This is a genomic window from Streptomyces sp. NPDC096048 (genome assembly GCF_044763415.1).
In the GTDB taxonomy this organism is placed as follows: Bacteria; Actinomycetota; Actinomycetes; order Streptomycetales; family Streptomycetaceae; genus Streptomyces.
The window spans coordinates 291,550-314,062 of record NZ_JBIWGG010000003.1 but is presented as its reverse complement, the minus strand read 5'-3'; the positions used below and the strand labels follow the sequence as shown (position 1 = coordinate 314,062).

Genomic DNA, 22,513 nt, shown 5'->3' with positions numbered 1-22,513 from the left:
GCTGACTCCCATGACGCTCCCGCTCGTCCCGGTACCCCGGGACCCTTACGCGCGCCTGGCGCGAGGCTGCCGCCCCCGCGGCTGCCGCGCCCCCGCGCGCCGGGTCCACGGCCGCCGGGTGCGGTACGTCATCGGCGACGAACCCGGGCAGGTCAACGGCATGCGATGGCACCAGCCGACCTAGCGGCGCGGGGAACTGCGCGACAGGCCACAGCTGGTCCGCAGCCGACGGACGATCCCCGCTCCCACGGCGATTAGTCACCACCAGACACCACCGTGAGGTACACGCATGCCCAGCAACTTCTTCATCCCCGACCCGGAGGGTCAAGTCCCCACCACCGATGGCTACTTCGGCGCGTTCGGCGGCAAGTTCATCCCCGAGGCCCTCGTCGCGGCAGTCGACGAGGTGGCCGTCGAGTACGACAAGGCCAAGTCGGACCCCGAGTTCGCCCGTGAGCTCGACGACCTGCTCGTCCACTACACGGGCCGCCCGTCCTCGCTCACCGAGGTCCCCCGTTTCGCCGCGGAAGCGCGAGGTGCCCGCGTCTTCCTCAAGCGCGAGGACCTGAACCACACCGGCTCCCACAAGATCAACAACGTGCTCGGCCAGGCCCTGCTGACCAAGCGCATGGGCAAGACCCGGGTCATCGCGGAGACCGGCGCCGGCCAGCACGGAGTGGCGACGGCGACGGCCTGTGCCCTCTTCGGTCTCGACTGCACCATCTACATGGGCGAGATCGACACCCGTCGCCAGGCCCTCAACGTGGCCCGCATGCGCATGCTCGGCGCCGAGGTCATCGCCGTGAAGTCCGGCAGCCGCACGCTGAAGGACGCGATCAACGAGGCCTTCCGCGACTGGGTCGCCAACGTCGACCGCACCCACTACCTGTTCGGCACCGTCGCCGGCCCGCACCCCTTCCCGGCGATGGTGCGGGACTTCCACCGCGTCATCGGCGTCGAGGCCCGCCGCCAGCTCCTGGAACAGGCCGGACGCCTCCCCGACGCGGCGATCGCCTGCGTCGGCGGCGGCTCCAACGCCATCGGCCTCTTCCACGCCTTCATCCCCGACGCGGACGTCCGCCTCATCGGCTGCGAGCCCGCCGGGCACGGCATCGAGAGCGGCGAGCACGCGGCGACCCTGACCGCGGGCGAGCCCGGCATCCTGCACGGTTCCCGGTCCTACGTCCTCCAGGACGACGAGGGCCAGATCACCGAGCCGTACTCGATCTCGGCGGGGCTCGACTACCCCGGCATCGGCCCCGAGCACAGCTACCTCAAGGACTCCGGCCGCGGTGAGTACCGCGCGGTCACCGACGACGCCGCCATGCGGGCGCTGCGTCTGCTGTCGCGCACCGAGGGCATCATCCCGGCCATCGAGAGCGCCCACGCGCTGGCCGGAGCCCTGGAGGTCGGCAGGGAGCTGGGCAAGGACGGGCTGATCGTCGTCAACCTGTCCGGCCGCGGTGACAAGGACATGGACACCGCCGCCCGCTACTTCGGGCTGTACGACACCGACGCCGAGGTCGCCGCCGACGAGGCCGGCACCGCCGAGATCGAGGGGGACGCCAAGTGAGCGGGAACGTACAGCTGCTGAACGACACCCTCGCCGCGGCGAAGGCCGAGGGCCGCTCCGCCCTCATCGCCTACCTCCCGGCCGGGTTCCCGACCGTGGACGGCGGCATCGAGGCGATCAAGGCCGCGCTCGACGGCGGCGCCGACGTCGTCGAGGTGGGCCTGCCGCACAGCGACCCGGTCCTGGACGGCCCGGTCATCCAGACCGCGGACGACATCGCCCTGCGCGGCGGCGTCCGTATCGCCGACGTCATGCGCACCGTCCGGGAGGCGCACGCGGCCACCGGCAAGCCGATCCTCGTCATGACCTACTGGAACCCCATCGACCGCTACGGCGTCGAGCGCTTCACCGCCGAGCTGGCCGAGGCGGGCGGCGCCGGGTGCATCCTGCCCGACCTGCCGGTCCAGGAGTCGGCGCTGTGGAGGGAGCACGCCGACAAGCACGGTCTCGCCACCGTCTTCGTGGTCGCGCCCAGCAGCAAGGACGCGCGGCTCGCCGAGATCACCGCGGCCGGCAGCGGCTTCGTCTACGCCGCCTCCCTCATGGGCGTCACCGGCACCCGCGAGTCGGTCGGCGCGCAGGCCGAGGACCTGGTGCGACGCACCCGCGCCACCACCGGCATCCCCGTCTGCGTCGGGCTCGGCGTCTCCAACGCCGCCCAGGCCGCCGAGGTGGCCGGCTTCGCCGACGGCGTGATCGTCGGCTCGGCGTTCGTCAAGCGCATGCTGGACGCCCCCGACGAAGCGGCCGGCCTGGAGGGCGTCCGCACGCTCGCCGCCGACCTGGCGAAGGGCGTGCGCGGACAGGCGTGACGACGAGCACGTGACAGAGGTCCCTCGTACGGGTGGACCTGGGACCGGGGAGGCGCGCTGCGCCTCCCCGGTTCGTTCTGCGGGGTGTGAGCGAGAAGAACCGAGAGGGAAAGCGCACCGCCCGTCAGAAGCTGGCGGCCGAGCGCGAGAAGCAGAAGTCCAAGGACAAGCGCCGGCGCGCGCTGATCGTCGGCGCGAGCGTGGTCTGCGTCCTGGGCCTCGCGGCGGTGATCGGCGTGGTCGCCGCCAACGCGGGCAAGGACGACGGCAGCGAGGCGGCGGGCCCGATCGTGGCGCCCTCGGGCGCGCAGGGCAAGGACAGCCTCGCGATCCCCGTCGGCGAGGAGAGCGCCAAGTCGACGCTCGTCATCTGGGAGGACTTCCGCTGCCCGGCCTGCAAGGCCTTCGAGCTGGCGTACCGCGACACGATCCACGAGCTCACCGAAGCCGGGCAGCTCAAGGTCGAGTACCACCTGGCGACGATCATCGACGGAAACATGGGCGGCACCGGCTCCCGCGAGTCGGCCAACGCCGCGGCCTGCGCCCAGGACGCCGGGAAGTTCCCCGCCTACCACGACGTGCTGTTCACCAACCAGCCCGCCGAGACCGACGACGCCTACGCCGACGAGGGCAAGCTGATCGACCTGGCGGGCAAGGTCGACGGCCTCGACACCACCGCCTTCCAGGAGTGCGTCAGGAACGGCACGCACAACAGCTGGGTGGAGAAGTCCAACGAGGCCTTCCGCGCCGGCGGCTTCAGCGGCACGCCGACCGTGCTGCTGGACGGCAAGAACATCTACCAGGACCGCTCCATGACACCGGCGAAGCTGAAGCAGCTGGTGCAGGACGCCGACAAGTAGCGTGGCGGTGGGCGGCGGAGCGCCCGCGGTGCGCTCCTTCCGTCCGCCCGTTACGGACCCGTAGCCGGGCTGCCCGGCGCGGGTACCGCCCGACACGGTAGCGTCGACCCTGCCATGGAACTTGCCTTCATTCCCAGCCCGTCGCGCGGGGTGCTGCACCTCGGCCCCATCCCGCTGCGCGGCTACGCGTTCTGCATCATCATCGGCGTCTTCGTTGCCGTCTGGCTCGGCAACAGGCGCTGGGTCGCCCGGGGCGGGCGGCCCGGCACGGTGGCCGACATCGCGGTCTGGGCCGTTCCCTTCGGCCTGATCGGCGGCCGGCTCTACCACGTGATCACGGACTACCAGCTGTACTTCAGCGAGGGCCGTGACTGGGTCGACGCCTTCAAGATCTGGGAGGGCGGCCTCGGCATCTGGGGCGCCATCGCGTTCGGCGCCGTGGGCGCCTGGATCGGCGCCCGCCGCCGAGGTGTCCCGATGCCCGCGTACGCCGACGCCGTCGCCCCCGGCATCGCCCTCGCGCAGGCCATCGGCCGCTGGGGCAACTGGTTCAACCAGGAGCTGTACGGCAAGGCCACCGACCTGCCCTGGGCCGTGGAGATCACCTCGTCGGCCGACGGACGGGTGCCCGGCACGTACCACCCGACCTTCCTGTACGAGTCGCTGTGGTGCATCGGCGTGGCCGTGCTCGTCATCTGGGCCGACCGTCGCTTCAGGCTGGGCCACGGGCGGGCGTTCGCGCTGTACGTCGCCGCGTACTGCGCGGGCCGGTTCTGGATCGAGTACATGCGCGTCGACGACGCCCACCACATCCTCGGTCTGCGGCTGAACAACTGGACCGCGCTCTTCGTGTTCCTGCTCGCCGTGGTGTACATGGTGCTGTCGGCGCGGATGAGGCCGGGCCGGGAGGCCGTGGTCGAGCCGGGCGCGGAGTCCCCCGACGGTGACACCGGGGACGACGCGAAGGGGGACACGGACGCCCTCTCCAAGGACTCCGACGTGTCCAAGGACACCAAGGACTCCAAGGACACCAAGGACGCCGGAGACCCCGAGGGCGCCGGTGCCGACAAGCACGCCGGCGACGAAGGCACCGCGGAGGACGACAAGAGCGTGAAGGACGTGAAGGACGGGGCCGACTCGGCCAAGCAGGGCTGACGGCCCGCCGCCGCACGTCGCCGAGGGCGCCCGGAACTCCCCGGGCGCCCTCGGCGTGTGTCAGGACAAGACGGGCCGCCGGGCCAGCGACAGGGTGCGCCGGGCCGTCGCCACCACCGCCGCGTCGACGAACCGCCCGTCCGGCAACGCCAGCGCGCCCGGCTGCGCGGTGGCCGCCTTGACGATCGTCTCCGCCTCCTCCAGCTCCCGCTCGGTCGGCAGGTACGCCCGCTCGATGATCGGCAGCTGTCGGGGGTGGATCGCGGCCCGGCCGAGGAAACCCAGGGCGCGGCCGTGGGCGCAGGAAGCGGCCAGACCCTCCAGGTCCCGGGTGTCCGGATGCACCGTCTGCGACGGCGGCGCCAGCCCCGCCGCCCGCGCGGCCACGACCACGCGCGAGCGGGACCAGTCCAGGCCCGTGTCGCCGCGCACGCCCAGGTCGGCGCGGAGGTCCGCCTCGCCGAGGGCGATGCCGCGCAGCGACGGGTGGGCGGCGGCGATCGGGTACGCCCGCTCCACCCCGAGGGCCGTCTCCAGGAGCGCGTACAGGGGCGGCCCACCGGTGGCCGCCGCGACGCCGGTGATCTGCTCCGGGGCCGTCACCTTGGGCAGGCGCAGCCCGGACAGTCCCGGCAGCGCGGCCAGCGCCGCCAGATCCGCAGCGGCGAGCGGCCCGTCCAGGGCGTTCACACGGACGTGCACCGGCACCGGCTGCGGCTCGGTGAGCAGCTCGGCGGTGGCCTTCCGGGCGTAGTCCTTGCGGTCCGGGGCGACCGCGTCCTCCAGGTCGATCACCACGACGTCGGCGCCGGCGGCCAGCGCCTTGGCGACCACCGCAGGCCGGTCCCCGGGGGCGTACAGCCAGGTCAGCGGTGGTGCGGTCATACGACGCCCTCCTCACGCAGCCCCTTCACATCCGCCGGGGACAGGCCCAGCTCGGTCAGCACCTCCTCGGTGTCCGCGCCGTGCGGGCGGCCCGCCCAGCGGATCCCGCCCGGGGTCGCGGAGAGCCGGAAGAGGACGTTCTGCATGCGCAGCGGGCCCAGCTCGGGATCGTCGACGGTGGTGACCGTGTTCAGGGCCTGGTACTGCGGGTCGGTCATCACGTCCCGTACGTCCTGGACCGGGGCGACCGCCGCCTCGGCCTTCTCGAAGGCGGCGAGGACGTCGGCGCGGCTGTGCCGGGCGATCCAGTCGCCGACCGCCGTGTCGAGCACGTCGGAGTGCCGGGCCCGCTCGGCGCCCGACCCGAACCAGGGCTCGTCGATCAGCTCCGGGCGGCCCACCAGGCGCATCACGCGCTCGGCGACCGACTGGGCGGAGGTGGAGACAGCGACCCAGGTGCCGTCGGCGGTGCGGTAGGTGTTGCGCGGGGCGTTGTTCTGGGAGCGGTTGCCGGTGCGCGGCTGGACGTGGCCGAGCTGGTCGTACCAGGTCGGCTGCGGGCCGAGCACGGTCAGGATCGGCTCGATGATCGCCATGTCGACGACCTGGCCCTCGCCGGTGCGCTCGCGGGCGGCCAGCGCGGTCATCACGGCGTACGCCGTCGCCAGGGCGGCGATGGAGTCGGCGAGGCCGAAGGGCGGCAGCGTCGGGGGCGCGTCCGGCTCGCCGGTCATCGCGGCGAAGCCGCTCATGGCCTCGGCGAGCGTGCCGAATCCCGGGCGGCGCGCGTACGGGCCGAACTGGCCGAAGCCGGTGACCCGGGCGAGGACCAGGCGCGGGTTGACGGCGGACAGCTCGTCCCAGCCCAGGTCCCACTTCTCCAGGGTGCCCGGGCGGAAGTTCTCGACGACGACGTCCGCGGTGGCGGCGAGGCGGAGCAGGGTGGTGCGGCCGGCGGGTCTGGACAGGTCGAGGGTGATGGTGCGCTTGTTGCGGCCCAGCACCTTCCACCACAGGCCGATGCCGTCCTTGGACGGGCCGTGGCCCCGGGAGGGGTCGGGCCGGTCGGGGTGTTCGACCTTGACCACGTCGGCGCCGAAGTCACCGAGCATCGTGGCGGCCAGCGGGCCCGCGAAGAGGGTCGCGAGGTCGAGGACGCGCAGGCCGGTCAGCGGGGCGTGGACCGGGGCGGGGGACACGACGGGCGGGGGCGCGGTCATGGGCGGGTGGCCTCCCTGTGCGTGAGGTGGGCGAGGGTGTCGAAGCCGGTGCCGTCGAAGTCGCCGACCGAGGTGGCCAGGCGGTTCTTGAGCGGGGCCGTCCAGTACTCGGGCAGGGCGGCGGGAGAACCGGCGAGGAGTCCGGCGACGCTGCCGACGGTGGCGCCGTTGGAGTCGGTGTCCCAGCCTCCCGACACCGCGCGGGAGAGCGAGCCGGTGAAGTCGCCGTCCGCGTGGGTGAGGGCGGCCGCGATCAGTGCGGTGTTGGGGACGGCGTGGACCCAGTGGTGGGTGGGGGAGTGGCGGGCGTGGAGCGCGTCCACGACCGTGTCGAAGTCGGCGTGGGTCTCGGCGAGGTGGACGCCGTGGCGGACGGCTTCGGCGAGACGGGAGCCGGGCGGTACGACCGCGAGGCCGGTGCGCAGGCAGGCGTGGACGTCGTGCCTGCCGGTGGCGGCGGTGGCGATGACGGCCGCCGCGAACATCGCCGCGTAGACGCCGTTGGCGGTGTGGGTGAGGGTCGCGTCGCGGTGTGCCTGTGCGGCGGCGGCGGCCGGGTCGCCGGGGTTGGTCCAGCCGTGCACGTCGGCGCGGATCAGGGCGCCGATCCACTCGCGGAAGGGGTTGCGGTGGCGGGCGGTGTGCGGGGGTTCGAGGCCGGTGAGGAGGTTGCGGTAGGCGATGCGCTCGGCGGTGAAGGTGCGGCCGGCGGGCAGCTCGTCGAGCCAGACGCGGGCGACGTCGGCGGTGGTGAAGGTCCTGCCGTGGCGTTGGAGGAGCAGCAGGTTGATCAGGGGGTAGTCGAGGTCGTCGTCCTCGGGCATGCCGTCGATGTGCTCGGCGAGGGAGGTCGGCGCGGAGCGGCGGTTCCAGGGGTAGGTCGCGGTGAGGTTCTCGGGGACGCCCCGGGCGGTGAAGTAGGTGGTCGGGGGCCAGTTGCCGGCGGCCTCGGCCAGGAGGCGGATGCCGGTCAGGGGGAGCTTCTCGACGGGCTTGCCGAGGAGGCAGCCGGCGGCCCGGCCCAGCCAGGCCGCTTCCAGGCGGGCACGGGACACGGCCCCGGACCGGCGGGCGGGCCAGTCGGGACACAGGGCCCTGATCCGGTCCAGTTCCGTCGGTTCCTCGTCCGCCGACGGGCTCGGCAGGCCGGACAGTTCGTCCAGCAGGTCTTCCGCCAGAAGACGGAGGCGAGGGGAGGCCGGCCGGGCGGACGAGCCTGCCCGGGCGGGGGCCTCGCGGCCGCCCGCCGCTCTCCACCGAGCCGCGATCGACGACGGGTCGCGGCCGTCCTGCGCCGCCTGGCGCAGCTCGTGGCCGATCAGGTCCTCGGGCTGGACCCAGGTCAGTCGGAGCATCTCGCGCCCCCGATCGCGGTGAACGCCCGCTCGTGGAGGCGGCGTCGCGCCACGTCGCGCGCGAAGACCTCCCGGGCCACCGCGGTGAGCGTCGCGGCCGGCTCCCAGAGGTCCAGGCGGCTCGCCTCCGCGACCGTCTTCGCCCAGTCCTCCGGGACCGGTGAACCCAGCGCCCCGGCGAGCGCACCCGCCATCGTGGCGATGGAGTCGCAGTCGCGGCCGTAGTTCACCGCGCCGAGGACCGCGTGCCGGTAGTCGCCGCCGGAGACGAGCAACATGCCGAGGGCGACGGGCAGTTCCTCGATCGCGTGCACGCGGGACGGGCGGCGGGCGGCCAGCGAGGGCGCCCGGTAGTCGGGGCCCACCGTGTCGTACGGGGCCACCGCCTCCCGCAGCGGCGCGAGCGCCGACTCGAAGTCCGAGTACCGCGAGGCCACCTCGCAGACCGCCTCGATCGCCGCCCGGGTGCCGTCCTTCGCCAGGGACAGACAGGCCGACACCACCGAGTCCGGCGTCGCCCCCGGCGCGCACGCCGCGGCCACCGCCGCCGCGAGGACACCGGCCGCCTCACGGCCGTACGACGCCTGGTGCGCGCCCGCGACGTCCAGCGCCTCGGCGTAGGCGCCCGCCGGGTGGGCCGCGTTGACCAGGCCGACCGGGGCCATGTACATCGCGGCACCGCAGTTGACGATGTTGCCGGTGCCCGCCTCGCGGGGGTCCACGTGTCCGTAGTGGATCCTCGCGACCAGCCATTTCTCCGCCAGGAAGATCCGCTGGAGCGGGAGCGCCTCGGCCTCCAGTTCCGGGATCCAGCGCGGGGCCGTCATCAGGTCCGGGACCAGGTGCTCGGCGACCGAGTAGGCGTCGAGGTGGTCGCGGACCGTGCCGTACACCCGGACCAGCGCGTGGGTCATCAAGGTGTCGTCGGTGACGTGGCCGTCGCCCTTGTGGTACGGGGCGATGGGGCGGGCGGTGCGCCAGGCGTCGCCGTTCCAGGGGCCGACGACGCCGTGGACGCGGCCGCCGTGGCGTTCGAGGATCTGCTCGGGGGAGTAGCCCTCGACCGGGCCGCCGAGCGCGTCGCCGACGGCCGCGCCGACGAGGGCGCCGGTGATGCGGTCCTCCAGGGGCGCTGTGCCGTTCTCGGCCGTGCCGTGCTCCGCCCGTGTCCCCGTGTCGTCCTCGTTCTCCGCTGTGCCGGGTGTCCTCATGTCGTGTGTCGCCCTTCTCGTCGGGACGGTCGCGTGGCGTGCAGGAGTCCGGCGAGTTCGACCAGGTCGGTGCCGGTGAGACGGGGCAGTACGCAGCCGGGGAGGGTGCGGCAGGTCTCCCGCCAGGACCCGGGGATCGACCCGCCGCCGCCCAGCGCACCGGTGAGGGCGCCGGCCAGCGCGGGAGCGGAGTCCGCGACCCTCGACAGACAGGCCGCCGCCGGTACGGCCTCGGCGATGCGGCCCCGGGCGGCGGTGGCCAGGGCGAGGGCGACCGGGACGGTCTCGGCGGCGGCGATGCCGTAGCTGTAGACGTGGTCGACGATCTGGTGCTCCAGCAGTGGGACCAGGGCGAAGGTGCTCTCGGCGTCCGCCGCCAGGGCCAGTGCCTGGCGGGCGTTGCGGCCGATCTCCGTCTCCTCGGGAAGCTCGGCGAGCGCGGCGTCCACGCAGGTGCGCACGTCCGCGCCGCCGAGGGCACACGCCAACGCCGCCGCCATGGCCCGCGCGCCGTGCACGCCGTCGCCGTCCTGGGTGTAGCGGGCGTCGAACTCGGCGAGGTCGGCGGCGGGCCGCGGGGCGCCCGGGTGGGCGACGGCGAGGACACACGCCCGGACGCAGGCGGCGTCGTCGAAGTAGTGCGGGTTGTCGTGGCCGGTGGCGGGCGGGCGCAGGCCGGTGGCGAGGTTGCCGAGCCCGGCCCGTACCGAGATGCGGGCCCGCAGTGGCAGGATCGCCGACTCGGCCTCCGGGGCGCGTTCCGTCGCCGCGGCCACCTCACTGGCGACCGCGTTCCAGGTCAGGTCGATCGCCGCCCGCATCCGGCGTTCCCGGCTCAGGTCCCCGAGCGCGCTGTCGTCCCCGGCCCGCAGCACCGCCTCCGCCGCGAACGCCGCCCACTCGGCGTCGTCGGACGGGCCGAGGCGCAGCGGCTCCGGGGGCTGGTTCAGGGCGATGGGGACGGGGAGGGTGGTGGTCGCGTTCTGCTCGGCGAAGGTGTCCAGCTCGCGGGTGAGGCGGCGCGTCCACTCGGGCATCCGGGCGGCCCGGTGCCGGGCGGCGGGCCAGCCGGCGGCGTCTCCAGCGGCGAGCCCGAGGAGGAGACCCTCGATGCGGTCGGGTCGCGGCGCCGGGCGGGGCGGGGCGGCGGCCCCGGGCGCGGTGGCTTCGGCCCACGGCGCGGTACGGGGCGGTGCGGCGTGCTCGGGGCCCGGCCGGTGCCCGCTCCCGGAGGGCGCGGGCTCCTCCGGCGCGCCGGGCGGTGCGACGTACGCCGTGGTGGCGGGTTCCTCAGCGCCGGGACGTCCCCTGCTCACGGCGTCACCCCCGTGACCTCGTCGCGGTCCGTCCGCGTTGCTGGTTCCGTGCTCGGCGTCTTCGTTTTCGTCTTCGTCTTCGTGTCCGTGCTCCGCGTCGCCGGTCCCGCGTTCGGCGCCCCCGTCTCCCCGCTCCGCGTCGCCGGCTCCGTCCCCCGCCTTCCCGCCTCCACACCGCGCCGCGCCTCCTCCGCCCCCCGTGCCAGCAGGTCCGCGACCTCCAGCACGTGGTGGCCGGCCATCGCCGGCAGGCAGCTGCCGTGGGCCGGGCCGATGGCCGACGCCCACTCGGCCGGGATGGCGGCGGCCCCTTGGGCCGCGCCGGCCAGGGCGCCGGCCACCGCTGCCGTGGTGTCGGCGTCGCGGCCCATGTTGACGGCCGTCAGCACCGCGTCCGTGAAGTCGCCGTCGGCCGCCGCGTACGCGCCGAAGGCGAGGGCGACCGCCTCGGGGGCCAGGTCGGTCCAGGGGTAGCCGCCGATGACCACCGCGGAGCGGACGGCGCGTTCGCCGCGGTGGGCCGCCGTCATCGCGCGGCGCAGGCAGCGGGCCGTCCAGGAGTCGTCCGGGACCACGGCCAGGGCGGAGGCGACGACCGCGACGGTCGGTGCCCCCGCCATCGCCGCCGCGACCCCCGCCGCCACCGCCTGGCCGCCGTAGATGCCCTCGCCGTCGTGGCTGACCGAGCCGTCGATCGCCACCAGCCGGGCCGCCTCGGCGGGACGGCCCGCCGCGAAGACGCCATAGGGCGCCGCCCGCATCGCCAGTCCGTCGCTCCAGGCGTGGCGGTGCTGTGCGGAGATGGGGGCGGCGAGGCCCCGGCGCAGGTTCTCCAGGGTGCCGCGTTCGCTGAAGCCCGCGCCCCGGAAGGGACCCTCCTCCCGGTCCGCGATCCACTCGTGCCACGCGTCCTCGACATGGGCGGGGGTGAGCGCGGAGCCGTACCGGGCCAGCAGCAGGCCCGAGAAGATCGCGTACTCGGTGTCGTCGGTGCCGGCCGGCTTCCTGGCCACGTATCCCGTGATGCGGCCCCAGCGGGCGCGGATCTCGGAGGGCTTCATGTTCTCGGCCGGCGCCCCGAGGGCGTCCCCGACGGCCAGTCCCAGCAGCGCGCCCCGGGCCCGTTCGCGGAGTCCGACGGCGTCACCGGGCGCGGCGGCCGGGGGAATGCAGGCGGTGGATGCCATGCGGCCTCTCCTCTCCCTTTGCGCATCTGTCCCCGGTGCGGTGTGCCGCGCAGCCTCACAGGGCTCAGCGTCACCCGGTCGACATCTGTGCGGCCAAGATCACGGATGAGCAGGAAAAGGTAAAGCCGCAGGTAAGCCCAGCCTTTCCTTGCTGGCGAGGCGGAAATGATCGGCGTAGATTTGTTGTTGTCGAGAAGTAGACCAGGTCCAATCTAGCTTCCCCGGGGGAACCCTCATGGCCATCATCGAGACCGAGGCGTCGCTGCACGAGGCGCACCGCGACAACCACACGCACCGCGACGTGAACGGCGGCTGGCTGCGCCCGGCCGTCTTCGGCGCGATGGACGGCCTGGTCTCCAACCTCGCCCTGATGACCGGTGTCGCGGGCGGCGCGGTCGGTCAGCAGACCGTCGTGCTGAGCGGGCTGGCCGGGCTGGCCGCCGGCGCCTTCTCCATGGCCGCCGGCGAGTACACCTCCGTGGCCTCGCAGCGTGAGCTGGTCGAGGCCGAGCTGGACGTGGAGCGCCGGGAGCTGAGGAAGCACCCGGCGGACGAGGAGGCCGAGCTGGCGGCGCTCTACGAGGCGCGGGGTGTGGAGCCGGACCTCGCGCGTGAGGTGGCCCGGCAGCTGTCCCGTGATCCGGAGCAGGCGCTGGAGATACACGCCCGTGAGGAGCTGGGCATCGACCCCGGCGACCTGCCCTCGCCGTCGGTCGCGGCCGTGTCGTCGTTCGGCTCGTTCGCGCTGGGCGCCCTGCTCCCCGTCCTGCCGTTCCTGCTCGGCGCCGGTGCGCTGTGGCCCGCGGTGGTGCTCTCGCTGGCCGGGCTGTTCCTGTGCGGCGCGGTGGTGGCCAAGGTGACGGCGCGCAGCTGGTGGTACAGCGGACTGCGGCAGCTCGCCCTCGGTGGTGCCGCGGCCGGTGTGACGTACCTCCTGGGCAGCCTGTTCGGAACGGCCGTAGGATAGCCCGGCTCGAACTTATGCGACGGGCCGCATAAGTAGCCGTTACTCGCTGGTTTCGAGTGTGTGATCCCCGGGCATGAGCCGTAAGCGCTGTGGGCAATGAGGCCCGCCGCGCATCGGCGGAGTGAGCGACGAAGCTCCCTCCGTGCCTCGGACCGACGGACATCGATCTGTCCGCCGCGGTCTCCATAGCTTCCACCGCCGGGTCCGGCACCCCGCCGCGAACCCCTGGGTGTCCGCATGTTGGAACGGATTATCCCGGTTCCCGAGAACCGCTCCATCATGTAACCTGCACGAAATTTTGCACTCACGCAGAGGGCCAACGTCGTCCCTCGGCACTTGCACATGCCAGATGACGACGACGGGAGAGCCGATGCGTACGCCGCGCCAGCCGTCCCAGCATTCCGCGAATGGCCAGAACCGGTCCTTCATGGATGCTCGCCCTGCTGCGCAGGGTATGTACGACCCCCGCAACGAGCACGACGCCTGCGGCGTCGGTTTCGTCGCCACTCTGACCGGCGAGGCGTCCCACACCCTGGTCGACCAGGCACTCACCGTGCTGCGCAACCTGGAGCACCGCGGTGCCACCGGCTCCGAGCCCGACTCGGGCGACGGCGCGGGCATCCTCTCCCAGGTGCCGGACGCCTTCCTCCGTGAGGTGGCCGGATTCGAACTGCCCGAGGCCGGGGCGTACGCCGTCGGTATCGCCTTCCTGCCGGTGGACGACACCGAGGACGCCGTCTCGCGCATCGAGACGATCGCGACCGAGGAGGGGCTCACCGTCCTCGGCTGGCGCGAAGTCCCGGTCGCCCCGCAGATGCTGGGCGCCACCGCCCGTTCGACCATGCCGGTGTTCCGCCAGATCTTCGTGGCCGACGGCGAGTCGCGGGGCATCGCCCTCGACCGCCGCGCCTTCGTGCTGCGCAAGCGCGCCGAGCGCGAGATCGGCGTCTACTTCCCGTCGCTGTCCGCGCGGACCATCGTCTACAAGGGCATGCTGACCACCGGCCAGCTGGAGCCCTTCTTCCCGGACCTGTCCGACCGCCGCTTCGCCTCCGCGATCGCGCTCGTGCACTCCCGGTTCTCGACGAACACCTTCCCGGCCTGGCCGCTCGCCCACCCGTACCGCTTCGTCGCGCACAACGGCGAGATCAACACGGTCAAGGGCAACCGCAACTGGATGGTCGCCCGAGAGTCCCAGCTCGTGTCCGACCTGTTCGGCTCGTCCCCGGACCTGGAGCGGCTCTTCCCGATCTGTACGCCGGACGCCTCCGACTCCGCCTCCTTCGACGAGGTCCTGGAGCTGCTGCACCTCGGCGGGCGTTCGCTGCCGCACTCCGTGCTGATGATGATCCCGGAGGCGTGGGAGAACCACGACTCCATGGACCCCGCCCGGCGCGCCTTCTACCAGTTCCACTCCACGATGATGGAGCCCTGGGACGGCCCCGCCTGCGTCACCTTCACCGACGGCACCCAGGTCGGCGCCGTGCTCGACCGCAACGGCCTGCGCCCCGGCCGCTACTGGGTCACCGACGACGGCCTCGTCGTCCTCGGCTCCGAGGTCGGCGTCCTCGACATCGACCCCGCGAAGGTCGTCCGCAAGGGCCGCCTCCAGCCCGGCCGCATGTTCCTCGTGGACACCGCCGAGCACCGCATCATCGAGGACGACGAGGTCAAGGCCCAGCTCGCGGCGGAGAAGCCGTACGCCGAGTGGATCGAGGCCGGCGAGATCGAGCTGTCCGACCTGCCCGAGCGCGAGCACATCGTGCACACCCACGCCTCGGTCACCCGCCGCCAGCAGACCTTCGGGTACACCGAGGAGGAACTGCGCGTCATCGTCGCACCGATGGCCAAGGCAGGCGCCGAGCCGATCGGCTCCATGGGCACCGACTCGCCGATCGCCGCGCTGTCCGAGCGCCCCCGGCTGCTCTTCGACTACTTCACCCAGCTCTTCGCACAGGTCACCAACCCGCCGCTGGACGCGATCCGCGAGGAACTGGTCACCTCGCTGCGCAGCTCCCTGGGACCGCAGGGCAACCTGCTGGACCCGACGGCCGCCTCCTGCCGCAGCGTCCTGCTGCCCTTCCCGGTCATCGACAACGACGAGCTGGCCAAGCTCATCCACATCAACGCCGACGGCGACATGCCCGGCTTCAAGGCCGCGACCCTCTCCGGCCTCTACCGGGTGCACGGCGGCGGCGACGCGCTCGCCGCGCGCATAGAGGAGATCTGCGCCGAGGCCGACGCCGCGATCGAGAACGGCGCCCGGCTGATCGTCCTGTCCGACCGCCACTCGGACGCCGAGCACGCCCCGATCCCGTCACTGCTGCTCACCGCGGCCGTCCACCACCACCTCATCCGCACCAAGCAGCGCACCCAGGTGGGCCTGCTGGTCGAGGCCGGCGACGTCCGCGAGGTCCACCACGTCGCCCTGCTCATCGGCTACGGCGCGGCGGCGGTCAACCCGTACCTGGCCATGGAGTCCGTCGAGGACCTGGTCCGCGCCGGCACCTTCCTGGAGGCCGTCGACGGCGAGCCCGAGCAGGCCATCCGCAACCTGATCTACGCCCTCGGCAAGGGCGTCCTCAAGGTCATGTCCAAGATGGGCATCTCCACCGTCGCCTCCTACCGCGGCGCCCAGGTCTTCGAGGCCGTCGGCCTCGACGAGGCCTTCGTCGCCAAGTACTTCAACGGCACGGCCACCAAGATCGGCGGCGTCGGCATCGACGTCGTGGCCAAGGAGGTCGCCGCCCGCCACGCCAAGGCGTACCCGGCCAGCGGCATCGCGCCCGCGCACCGCGCCCTGGACATCGGCGGCGAGTACCAGTGGCGTCGCGAGGGCGAGCCGCACCTGTTCGACCCGGAGACGGTCTTCCGCCTCCAGCACTCCACGCGCTCCGGCCAGTACGACACCTTCAAGAAGTACACCGAGCGGGTGAACGAGCAGTCCGAGCGGCTGATGACGCTGCGCGGCCTCTTCGGCTTCAAGAGCGACCGTCAGCCGATCTCCGTCGACGAGGTCGAGCCCGTCTCCGAGATCGTCAAGCGCTTCTCCACCGGCGCCATGTCGTACGGCTCCATCTCCCAGGAGGCGCACGAGACCCTCGCCATCGCCATGAACCAGCTGGGCGGCAAGTCCAACACCGGTGAGGGCGGCGAGGACCCGGAGCGCCTGTACGACCCCGCGCGGCGCTCCTCGATCAAGCAGGTCGCCTCCGGCCGCTTCGGCGTCACCTCCGAGTACCTGGTCAACGCCGACGACATCCAGATCAAGATGGCCCAGGGCGCCAAGCCCGGCGAGGGCGGTCAGCTGCCCGGCCACAAGGTGTACCCCTGGGTCGCCAAGACCCGGCACTCCACCCCCGGCGTCGGCCTGATCTCCCCGCCGCCGCACCACGACATCTACTCCATCGAGGACCTGGCCCAGCTGATCCACGACCTGAAGAACGCGAACCCGCAGGCGCGGATTCACGTCAAGCTGGTCTCCGAGGTCGGCGTCGGCACGGTCGCGGCGGGTGTGTCGAAGGCGCACGCGGACGTCGTCCTCATCTCCGGCCACGACGGCGGCACCGGCGCCTCGCCGCTCACGTCGCTCAAGCACGCCGGCGGACCCTGGGAGCTGGGCCTCGCCGAGACCCAGCAGACCCTGCTGCTCAACGGCCTGCGCGACCGGATCGTCGTCCAGACCGACGGCCAGCTCAAGACCGGCCGGGACGTCGTCATCGCCGCGCTGCTCGGCGCCGAGGAGTTCGGTTTCGCGACCGCGCCGCTCGTCGTCTCCGGCTGCGTCATGATGCGCGTCTGCCACCTGGACACCTGCCCGGTCGGCATCGCCACCCAGAACCCGACGCTGCGCGACCGGTTCTCCGGCAAGGCCGAGTACATCGTGAACTTCTTCCGGTTCATCGCCGAGGAGGTCCGCGAGATCCTCGCCGAGCTGGGCTTCCGCTCCATCGAGGAGGCCGTCGGCCACGCCGAGACCCTCGACGTCACCCGCGCCGTGAACCACTGGAAGGCGCAGGGTCTCGACCTGGCGCCGCTGTTCCACGTGCCCGCGCTGCCCGAGGGCGCGGTACGCCACCAGGCCGTCGTCCAGGACCACGGCCTGGAGAAGGCGCTCGACAACCAGCTGATCAAGCTCGCGTCGGACGCGCTGGCCGCCTCGGACGCCACCGGCGCCGCGCCGGTACGCGCCCAGGTCGCGATCCGCAACATCAACCGCACGGTCGGCACCATGCTCGGCCACGAGGTGACGAAGAAGTTCGGCGGCGCGGGCCTGCCCGACGACACCGTCGACATCACGTTCACCGGCTCCGCCGGCCAGTCCTTCGGCGCCTTCGTCCCGCGCGGCATCACGCTGCGCCTGGAGGGCGACGCCAACGACTACGTCGGCAAGGGCCTCTCCGGCGGCCGGATCGTCGTCCGCCCGGACCGGGGCGCCGACCACCTCGCCGAGTACTCCACCATCGCCGGCAACACCATCGGCTACGGCGCCACCGGCGGCGAGATGTTCCTGCGCGGCAAGGTCGGCGAGCGCTTCTGCGTCCGCAACTCCGGCGCGCTGGTCGTCTCCGAGGGCGTCGGAGACCACGGCTGCGAGTACATGACCGGCGGCCACGCGGTCGTCCTCGGCGAGACCGGACGCAACTTCGCGGCCGGCATGTCCGGCGGCGTCGCGTACGTCGTCGACCTCGACCGCGACAACGTCAACGCCGGCAACACGGGCGCGATCGAGGCCCTCGACGACGCCGACAAGCAGTGGCTGCACGACGTGGTGCGCCGGCACCAGGAGGAGACGGGCTCGACCGTCGCCGAGAAGCTGCTCGCCGAGTGGCCCGCCGCCGTGGAGCGCTTCAGCAAGATCATCCCCAGCACGTACAAGGCAGTGCTCGCCGCCAAGGACGCCGCCGAGCGAGCCGGTCTCTCCGAGACCGAGACCACCGAGAAGATGATGGAGGCGGCGACCAATGGCTGATCCCAAGGGCTTCCTGAACCACGGACGCGAGGTCGCCAAGACCCGCCCCGTCGAGGAGCGCGTCAAGGACTGGAACGAGGTCTACGTACCCGGCTCCCTGCTGCCGATCATCAGCAAGCAGGCCAGCCGGTGCATGGACTGCGGCATCCCGTTCTGCCACAACGGCTGCCCGCTCGGGAACCTGATCCCCGAGTGGAACGACTACGCCTACCGCGAGGACTGGTCGGCCGCGCAGGAGCGCCTGCACGCCACCAACAACTTCCCGGAGTTCACCGGCCGCCTGTGCCCGGCGCCGTGCGAGTCCGCGTGCGTGCTCGGCATCAACCAGCCGCCGGTCACCATCAAGAACGTCGAGGTCTCGATCATCGACAAGGCGTGGGAGACCGGGGACGTCGCCCCGCAGATCCCCGAGCGCCTGTCCGGCAAGACCGTCGCCGTCATCGGCTCGGGCCCGGCGGGCCTGGCCGCCGCCCAGCAGCTCACCCGGGCCGGCCACACCGTCGCCGTCTACGAGCGCGCGGACCGCATCGGAGGCCTCCTCCGCTACGGCATCCCCGAGTTCAAGATGGAGAAGCGGCACATCAACCGCCGTATCGAGCAGATGCGCGCGGAGGGCACCCGCTTCCGCACCGGCGTCGAGATCGGCCGCGACCTCAAAGCCACCGACCTGAAGAAGCGCTACGACGCCGTCGTCATCGCCGCCGGCGCCACCACCGCCCGCGACCTGCCGGTCCCCGGCCGCGAGCTTCAGGGCATCTACCAGGCCATGGAGTACCTGCCCCTGGCGAACAAGGTGCAGGAGGGTGACTACGTCGCCCCGCCGATCACGGCCGAGGGCAAGCACGTCGTCGTCATCGGCGGCGGCGACACCGGCGCCGACTGCGTGGGCACCGCCCACCGGCAGGGCGCGGCCTCCGTCACCCAGCTGGAGATCATGCCCCGGCCGGGCGAGGAGCGGGACGCCGTGCGCCAGCCATGGCCGACCTTCCCGATGCTCTACAAGGTCACCAGCGCCCACGAGGAGGGCGGCGAGCGGGTCTACGCCGTCTCCACCACCCACTTCGAGGGCGACGAGGACGGCAACGTCCAGTGGCTGCACATGAGCGAGGTCGAGTTCATCGACGGCAAGCTCACCCCGAAGCCGGGCACCGAGCGCAAGATCCCGGCCCAGCTGGTCACCCTGGCCATGGGCTTCACCGGCACCGACCGGGAGAACGGCCTGGTCGACCAGTTCGGCCTGGAGCTCGACGAACGCGGTAACATCGCCCGGGACGCCGACTTCCAGACCAACGTGCCGGGTGTGTTCGTCGCCGGTGACGCCGGCCGCGGCCAGTCGCTCATCGTCTGGGCGATCGCGGAGGGCCGCTCGGCCGCCCGCGGCGCCGACAGCTTCCTGACCGGAGCCAGCGAACTGCCGGCCCCGATCCGCCCGACGGACCGCGCCCTCGCGGTCTGACGGACGGAACAACCGAAGAACGTCCCGCACAAAGGCGTGCGGAACACTGATGGCGCCTGCCCCGTCCCCGACCGGACAAAGGGCAGGCGCCGTCGCACCTACGGCAGTCGCTACGGCAGCCTGTAGGTGTCCCCGTACATCTCCCACACCAGCGGCGTGTCCAGCTTCAGGTTCCCGGCCTCCAGGAAGCGGCGCTGCGCGGTGTCGACACGGGAGGTGTCGATGCCCGGGCGCTTCGTCCTCATGGCCTCCCGGCGGACGTCCAGGAAGGTCTTCAGGTAGGCCTTCTCGGGGCCGCCCTGCCCCGGCGTCTTCGCCTTGCGCATGGCCTGCTCGCGCAGCCCGTAGAAGCCCTCGGGGTCCGTGTCGGGGCCGTGGAAGACCATCGCGTCGAAGTAGACGAACTGCCCCAGCGTGCCGAGGCCGTCCAGCTTGGCGAGGCGCACCGCCGGTTCGAAGTAGACGCGGTCGCGCTCCTCCTCCTGCGCCTCGCGGAACGCCGGGAGCTCCGCCTCCGCCTGCCAGGCGGCCGTGAAGCCCGGGTCCAGGCCCTCGTGGGAGTCGCTGCCGTCGACCTCGCGCAGGGCGGGCAGGTACTCGGCCAGGCCGTTGCCCGGGTGGGCCTCGGTGTAGCGCTCGACCAGGGTGAGCAGGTCGTGCGTGCCGGTGCAGAAGCCGATGATGCCGGCCGTGTAGCCGCACCCGTCGCCGAGGTCCTCGATGGTGCCGTAGGAGGTGCGCCACTTCGTGGTCGAGTTCTCCGCGCTGGACACCAACTGCTGGGCCAGCTCCTTCTTCGCGGGGGCGGCGAGGCCCGGCGGCAGGTCGGCGATCAGCGCGTCGTCCGCCGCCCGCTCCTCCTCCGCCCGGCTCTTGGCGTCCTCGCGGGACGACTGGGTGGTGGCCGTGGGCGGCGTCACCGGGGCGTCGGCCGAGTCCGTCGGCATGACGAAGTACACCCCCGTGGCGATCACGGGAACGGCCGCGAGGAGCAGCACACCGGCACGTTTCATAGGGGAATACCTCCGCCTGTCAGTTCCGACACCTTGATCGCCGCCGTCACCGTCAGCAGCACCACCAGCGCCGCACAGGCACCCGCCTGCACCGCCGCCCGGCGTCCGTCCCGGGGAGCGTACGCGTAGGCGAGGGCCAGCGCGCCGCCCGCCAGCAGCCCGCCGAGGTGGCCCTGCCAGGAGGTCAGCCCGGCGGACACCACCAGCCACACCAGCAGCCACGCCATGAAGCGGTTGACCGAGGCCATGTCCGCGCCCAGCCGGCGGTGCAGGACGTAGTACGCGGCCGCCACGCCGAAGACCGCGCCCGACGCGCCGACCGAGGACCGCCAGGGGTCGCCGAGCACCAGTTGCAGGACGGAACCGCCGAGCGCCGACAGCAGGTACAGGACGGTGAAGCGGACCCGGCCGAGCATCAGTTCCACCACCCGCCCCAGCTGCCACAGCGCGATCATGTTCATCGCGATGTGCAGGATCCCGAACGTCCCCTCGAAGGGCGAGACGTGGAGGAAGGCACCGGTGAGCATCCGCTCCCACTCGCCTCCGGCGACACCCTCCATCCGCAGCGGCCCGAGGACGATGCGGGGGCCCTCGCCGGCGTAGTGGCCGCCGTCCGGGCCGACCAGCCGCGCGCCGACCATGGCGAACCGGTCGACGATCTCCGGCCGCACCACCTCCGCCAGATACGCGAGGATGTTGAGTCCGAACAGGACGTACGTCACCACGGGCGTCGCCGACACCCGGCCGCCGGCGATCGTCCGGGCCTGCCGGACCGACCGCGCCCCCTCCTTCACGCACTCGGGGCAGTGGTGGCCCACGGACGCCTCGCGCATGCAGTCGGGGCAGATGTGGCGTTCGCAGCGGGTGCAGCGGACGTGGCACTCCACCGCGGGATGGCGGTAGCAGGTGGTGACGGTGGACTCGGGATCCACGGCCGGCTCCTCGGGACGGACGGACGGTGAGCCGGTGGGGGCGGCGGCGAACAAAATAGCGAATGCCTGTGGACGGGCTGAGAGGCGGGGTGCGCCGTGCCGTAGCCTCGGCACGCAGATGCCGTAAGTCCCAGGGGTGACGGGGGAGTCCGCATGGCCGCGATCAGTCTCACCAAGGTGCGGGAGAGCGCTCCGGCACTCGTCGACCTGTACAAGAGCGCCGGGGTGTCGCTGACCAAGCACGGGCTGGAGGGCACGCGGGCGGCGGTCTACCTGGTCGTCGACTACTCCGGCTCCATGAAGCCGTACTACAAGGACGGCAGCGTGCAGGCGCTCGCCGACCGGGTGCTCGGGCTGTCCGCGCACCTCGACGACGACGGCATCGTGCCGGTGGTGTTCTTCTCCACGGACGTCGACGCCGTCACCGAGATCGCGCTCGCCGACCACCGGGGCCGGATCGAGCGGATCGTGGCCGGCCTCGGGCACATGGGCAGGACCAGCTACCACCTGGCCATGGACGCCGTCATCGACCACTACCTCGACAGCGGCGCCCGCCGGCCCGCCCTGGTCGTCTTCCAGACCGACGGCGGCCCGATCAACCGGCTCGCCGCGGAGCGGTACCTGTGCAAGGCGGCGCCGCTGCCGCTGTTCTGGCAGTTCGTCGGCTTCGGTGACCCGGACAGCCGCCAGTTCGAGTACCTGCGCAAGCTCGACGAACTGGCGGTGCCGGAGAAACGGGTCGTCGACAACGCCGGGTTCTTCCACGCGGGCCGCGACCCGAAGGAGATGACCGACGCCGCGCTGTACGACCGTCTGGTGGGCGAGTTCCCCAAGTGGCTGGTGGCCGCACGCGCGCAGGGCATCGTGCGGCCCGCCTGAGACGGGGCCGACGGGTCGGGAGCCGGTGTCAGCGCGTCAGGGCGTACCCCAGCACCACGCCCGCCGACACCTCCACCATCCCCGGTGCCAGGTCCCCGGCCGAGCTGCCGCCCCCGCCGCCGTGGCCGCGGTACTGGACGAAGGACTCGGCGTCCACGTCCTGGATGTGCACCACCGGGCCCAGCCGTACGCCCGCCGCCTCCGTGTACACCTCGGCCTTGCGCCGCGCGGCGGCCACGGCCCTGCGGCGGGCCTCGTCGCGCATTCCCGGCTTGTCGTGCACGTCGAACTCGACGCTGTCGATGCGGTGCGCGCCCGCCTCGACCGCGTCCACGATCAACTGCTGGAGGTCGTCCAGCGCCCCGGTCTCCACGGAGTACGAGGCCTGGCAGCGGTAGCCGGCGAACGTCCGCTCGCCGCCGTAGCCGTTGTACTCCGAGCTGAGCGTGAGCCGCGAGCCCGAGACCGAGGTGTCCGGTATCCCGTGCCGGCGCAGTACGTCGCGCAGCCGTGTCACGGCCGTGCCCGCCTCCTGGAAGGACCGGTCCGGCGAGGGCTCCAGCACGTCCACCGCCAGCTTCACGCGTACCAGCTGCGGCTCGACCCGCACGCTGCCGGCACCGAACACACTGAGCCCCCAGGGCTCCCTGATCGTCTCCGTCATGCGCGCATTGAAGCACCGTTCACCCGGCCCGTGTGCCGGTCCGTGTGCCGGTCCGG

General features: G+C 72.7%; 17 protein-coding genes and 1 pseudogene. 9 read left to right on the top strand and 9 right to left on the bottom strand.

Translation table 11 applies throughout. From position 1 onward, the window contains the following. The first annotated feature begins 10 nt into the window (after window positions 1-10). The 5 genes and pseudogenes from trpM to lgt form a co-directional block, all read left to right on the top strand. Entirely contained in the window at window positions 11-184 is a 174-nt protein-coding gene (gene trpM / locus ACIQ6R_RS09365) for a tryptophan biosynthesis modulator TrpM (protein ID WP_104635843.1), read from the top strand. A 105-nt stretch (window positions 185-289) separates the two neighbouring features. Next, the gene (trpB, locus tag ACIQ6R_RS09360) at window positions 290-1,573 is read left to right on the top strand and encodes a tryptophan synthase subunit beta (RefSeq protein WP_404219958.1); all 1,284 of its coding nucleotides are present in this window, start codon (window positions 290-292) and stop codon (window positions 1,571-1,573) included. Further along, window positions 1,570-2,385: a tryptophan synthase subunit alpha gene (gene trpA, locus ACIQ6R_RS09355; RefSeq protein WP_404174174.1), complete on the top strand. Its 816-nt coding sequence runs from the start codon at window positions 1,570-1,572 to the stop codon at window positions 2,383-2,385. The genes trpB and trpA overlap by 4 nt, the downstream gene beginning before the upstream one ends. Window positions 2,386-2,471: 86 nt before the next feature. Further along, window positions 2,472-3,245: a DsbA family protein gene (locus tag ACIQ6R_RS09350; protein ID WP_404174171.1), complete on the top strand. Its 774-nt coding sequence runs from the start codon at window positions 2,472-2,474 to the stop codon at window positions 3,243-3,245. A gap of 114 nt (window positions 3,246-3,359) precedes the next feature. Further along, window positions 3,360-4,203: pseudogene (gene lgt / locus ACIQ6R_RS09345) on the top strand (prolipoprotein diacylglyceryl transferase); the annotation flags it as partial. Window positions 4,204-4,460: 257 nt separating this feature from the next. Here lgt and ACIQ6R_RS09340 read toward each other — a convergent pair. The 6 genes from ACIQ6R_RS09340 to ACIQ6R_RS09315 are packed head-to-tail and all read right to left on the bottom strand — an operon-like array spanning window position 4,461 to window position 11,574. Next, the gene (locus tag ACIQ6R_RS09340; protein ID WP_404219956.1) at window positions 4,461-5,285 is read right to left on the bottom strand and encodes an HpcH/HpaI aldolase/citrate lyase family protein; all 825 of its coding nucleotides are present in this window, start codon (window positions 5,283-5,285) and stop codon (window positions 4,461-4,463) included. After that, window positions 5,282-6,505, bottom strand: a complete 1,224-nt coding sequence (locus ACIQ6R_RS09335) for a CaiB/BaiF CoA transferase family protein (protein ID WP_404219954.1) — start codon at window positions 6,503-6,505, stop codon at window positions 5,282-5,284. The genes ACIQ6R_RS09340 and ACIQ6R_RS09335 overlap by 4 nt, the downstream gene beginning before the upstream one ends. After that, window positions 6,502-7,860, bottom strand: coding sequence for an ADP-ribosylglycohydrolase family protein (locus ACIQ6R_RS09330; RefSeq protein ID WP_404219952.1), 1,359 nt, complete (start codon window positions 7,858-7,860; stop codon window positions 6,502-6,504). Before ACIQ6R_RS09330 ends, ACIQ6R_RS09335 begins: the two co-directional genes overlap by 4 nt. Beyond that, the gene (locus ACIQ6R_RS09325; protein WP_404219950.1) at window positions 7,848-9,071 is read right to left on the bottom strand and encodes an ADP-ribosylglycohydrolase family protein; all 1,224 of its coding nucleotides are present in this window, start codon (window positions 9,069-9,071) and stop codon (window positions 7,848-7,850) included. The genes ACIQ6R_RS09330 and ACIQ6R_RS09325 overlap by 13 nt, the downstream gene beginning before the upstream one ends. Continuing rightward, on the bottom strand, window positions 9,068-10,387 hold the full coding sequence (locus ACIQ6R_RS09320) for an ADP-ribosylglycohydrolase family protein (protein WP_404219948.1): 1,320 nt from the start codon (window positions 10,385-10,387) through the stop codon (window positions 9,068-9,070). The genes ACIQ6R_RS09325 and ACIQ6R_RS09320 overlap by 4 nt, the downstream gene beginning before the upstream one ends. Beyond that, complete coding sequence (locus ACIQ6R_RS09315) at window positions 10,384-11,574, bottom strand: ADP-ribosylglycohydrolase family protein (RefSeq protein WP_404174154.1); 1,191 nt, start codon at window positions 11,572-11,574, stop codon at window positions 10,384-10,386. Before ACIQ6R_RS09315 ends, ACIQ6R_RS09320 begins: the two co-directional genes overlap by 4 nt. A gap of 235 nt (window positions 11,575-11,809) precedes the next feature. On the opposite strand from ACIQ6R_RS09315, the gene ACIQ6R_RS09310 reads away from it, so the two are divergent. The 3 genes from ACIQ6R_RS09310 to ACIQ6R_RS09300 all read left to right on the top strand — a co-directional run bounded on the left by ACIQ6R_RS09310 (window position 11,810) and on the right by ACIQ6R_RS09300 (window position 18,969). Continuing rightward, window positions 11,810-12,541 carry a VIT1/CCC1 transporter family protein gene (locus ACIQ6R_RS09310; protein WP_404174151.1) on the top strand — a complete coding sequence of 244 codons (732 nt, stop codon included), beginning with the start codon at window positions 11,810-11,812 and terminating at the stop codon, window positions 12,539-12,541. A 427-nt stretch (window positions 12,542-12,968) separates the two neighbouring features. After that, the gene (gene gltB / locus ACIQ6R_RS09305) at window positions 12,969-17,513 is read left to right on the top strand and encodes a glutamate synthase large subunit (RefSeq protein WP_404219946.1); all 4,545 of its coding nucleotides are present in this window, start codon (window positions 12,969-12,971) and stop codon (window positions 17,511-17,513) included. Beyond that, a complete protein-coding gene (locus tag ACIQ6R_RS09300) occupies window positions 17,506-18,969 on the top strand; it encodes a glutamate synthase subunit beta (protein ID WP_404174145.1) in 1,464 nt (487 codons plus the stop codon). Before gltB ends, ACIQ6R_RS09300 begins: the two co-directional genes overlap by 8 nt. Window positions 18,970-19,079: 110 nt before the next feature. On the opposite strand, the gene ACIQ6R_RS09295 is transcribed toward ACIQ6R_RS09300, so the two are convergent. Next, window positions 19,080-19,982 (bottom strand): chitosanase, encoded by a 903-nt coding sequence (locus tag ACIQ6R_RS09295; RefSeq protein WP_404219944.1) that lies wholly within the window; start codon window positions 19,980-19,982, stop codon window positions 19,080-19,082. Then, on the bottom strand, window positions 19,979-20,914 hold the full coding sequence (locus tag ACIQ6R_RS09290; protein ID WP_404219942.1) for a rhomboid family intramembrane serine protease: 936 nt from the start codon (window positions 20,912-20,914) through the stop codon (window positions 19,979-19,981). The genes ACIQ6R_RS09295 and ACIQ6R_RS09290 overlap by 4 nt, the downstream gene beginning before the upstream one ends. Before the next feature lie 153 nt (window positions 20,915-21,067). Between ACIQ6R_RS09290 and ACIQ6R_RS09285 the strand changes: the two genes are divergently transcribed. Beyond that, complete coding sequence (locus ACIQ6R_RS09285) at window positions 21,068-21,793, top strand: vWA domain-containing protein (protein ID WP_404219940.1); 726 nt, start codon at window positions 21,068-21,070, stop codon at window positions 21,791-21,793. Window positions 21,794-21,821: 28 nt separating this feature from the next. On the opposite strand, the gene ACIQ6R_RS09280 is transcribed toward ACIQ6R_RS09285, so the two are convergent. Beyond that, window positions 21,822-22,457, bottom strand: a complete 636-nt coding sequence (locus ACIQ6R_RS09280) for an SIMPL domain-containing protein (RefSeq protein ID WP_404219938.1) — start codon at window positions 22,455-22,457, stop codon at window positions 21,822-21,824. Window positions 22,458-22,513 lie beyond the last annotated feature (56 nt).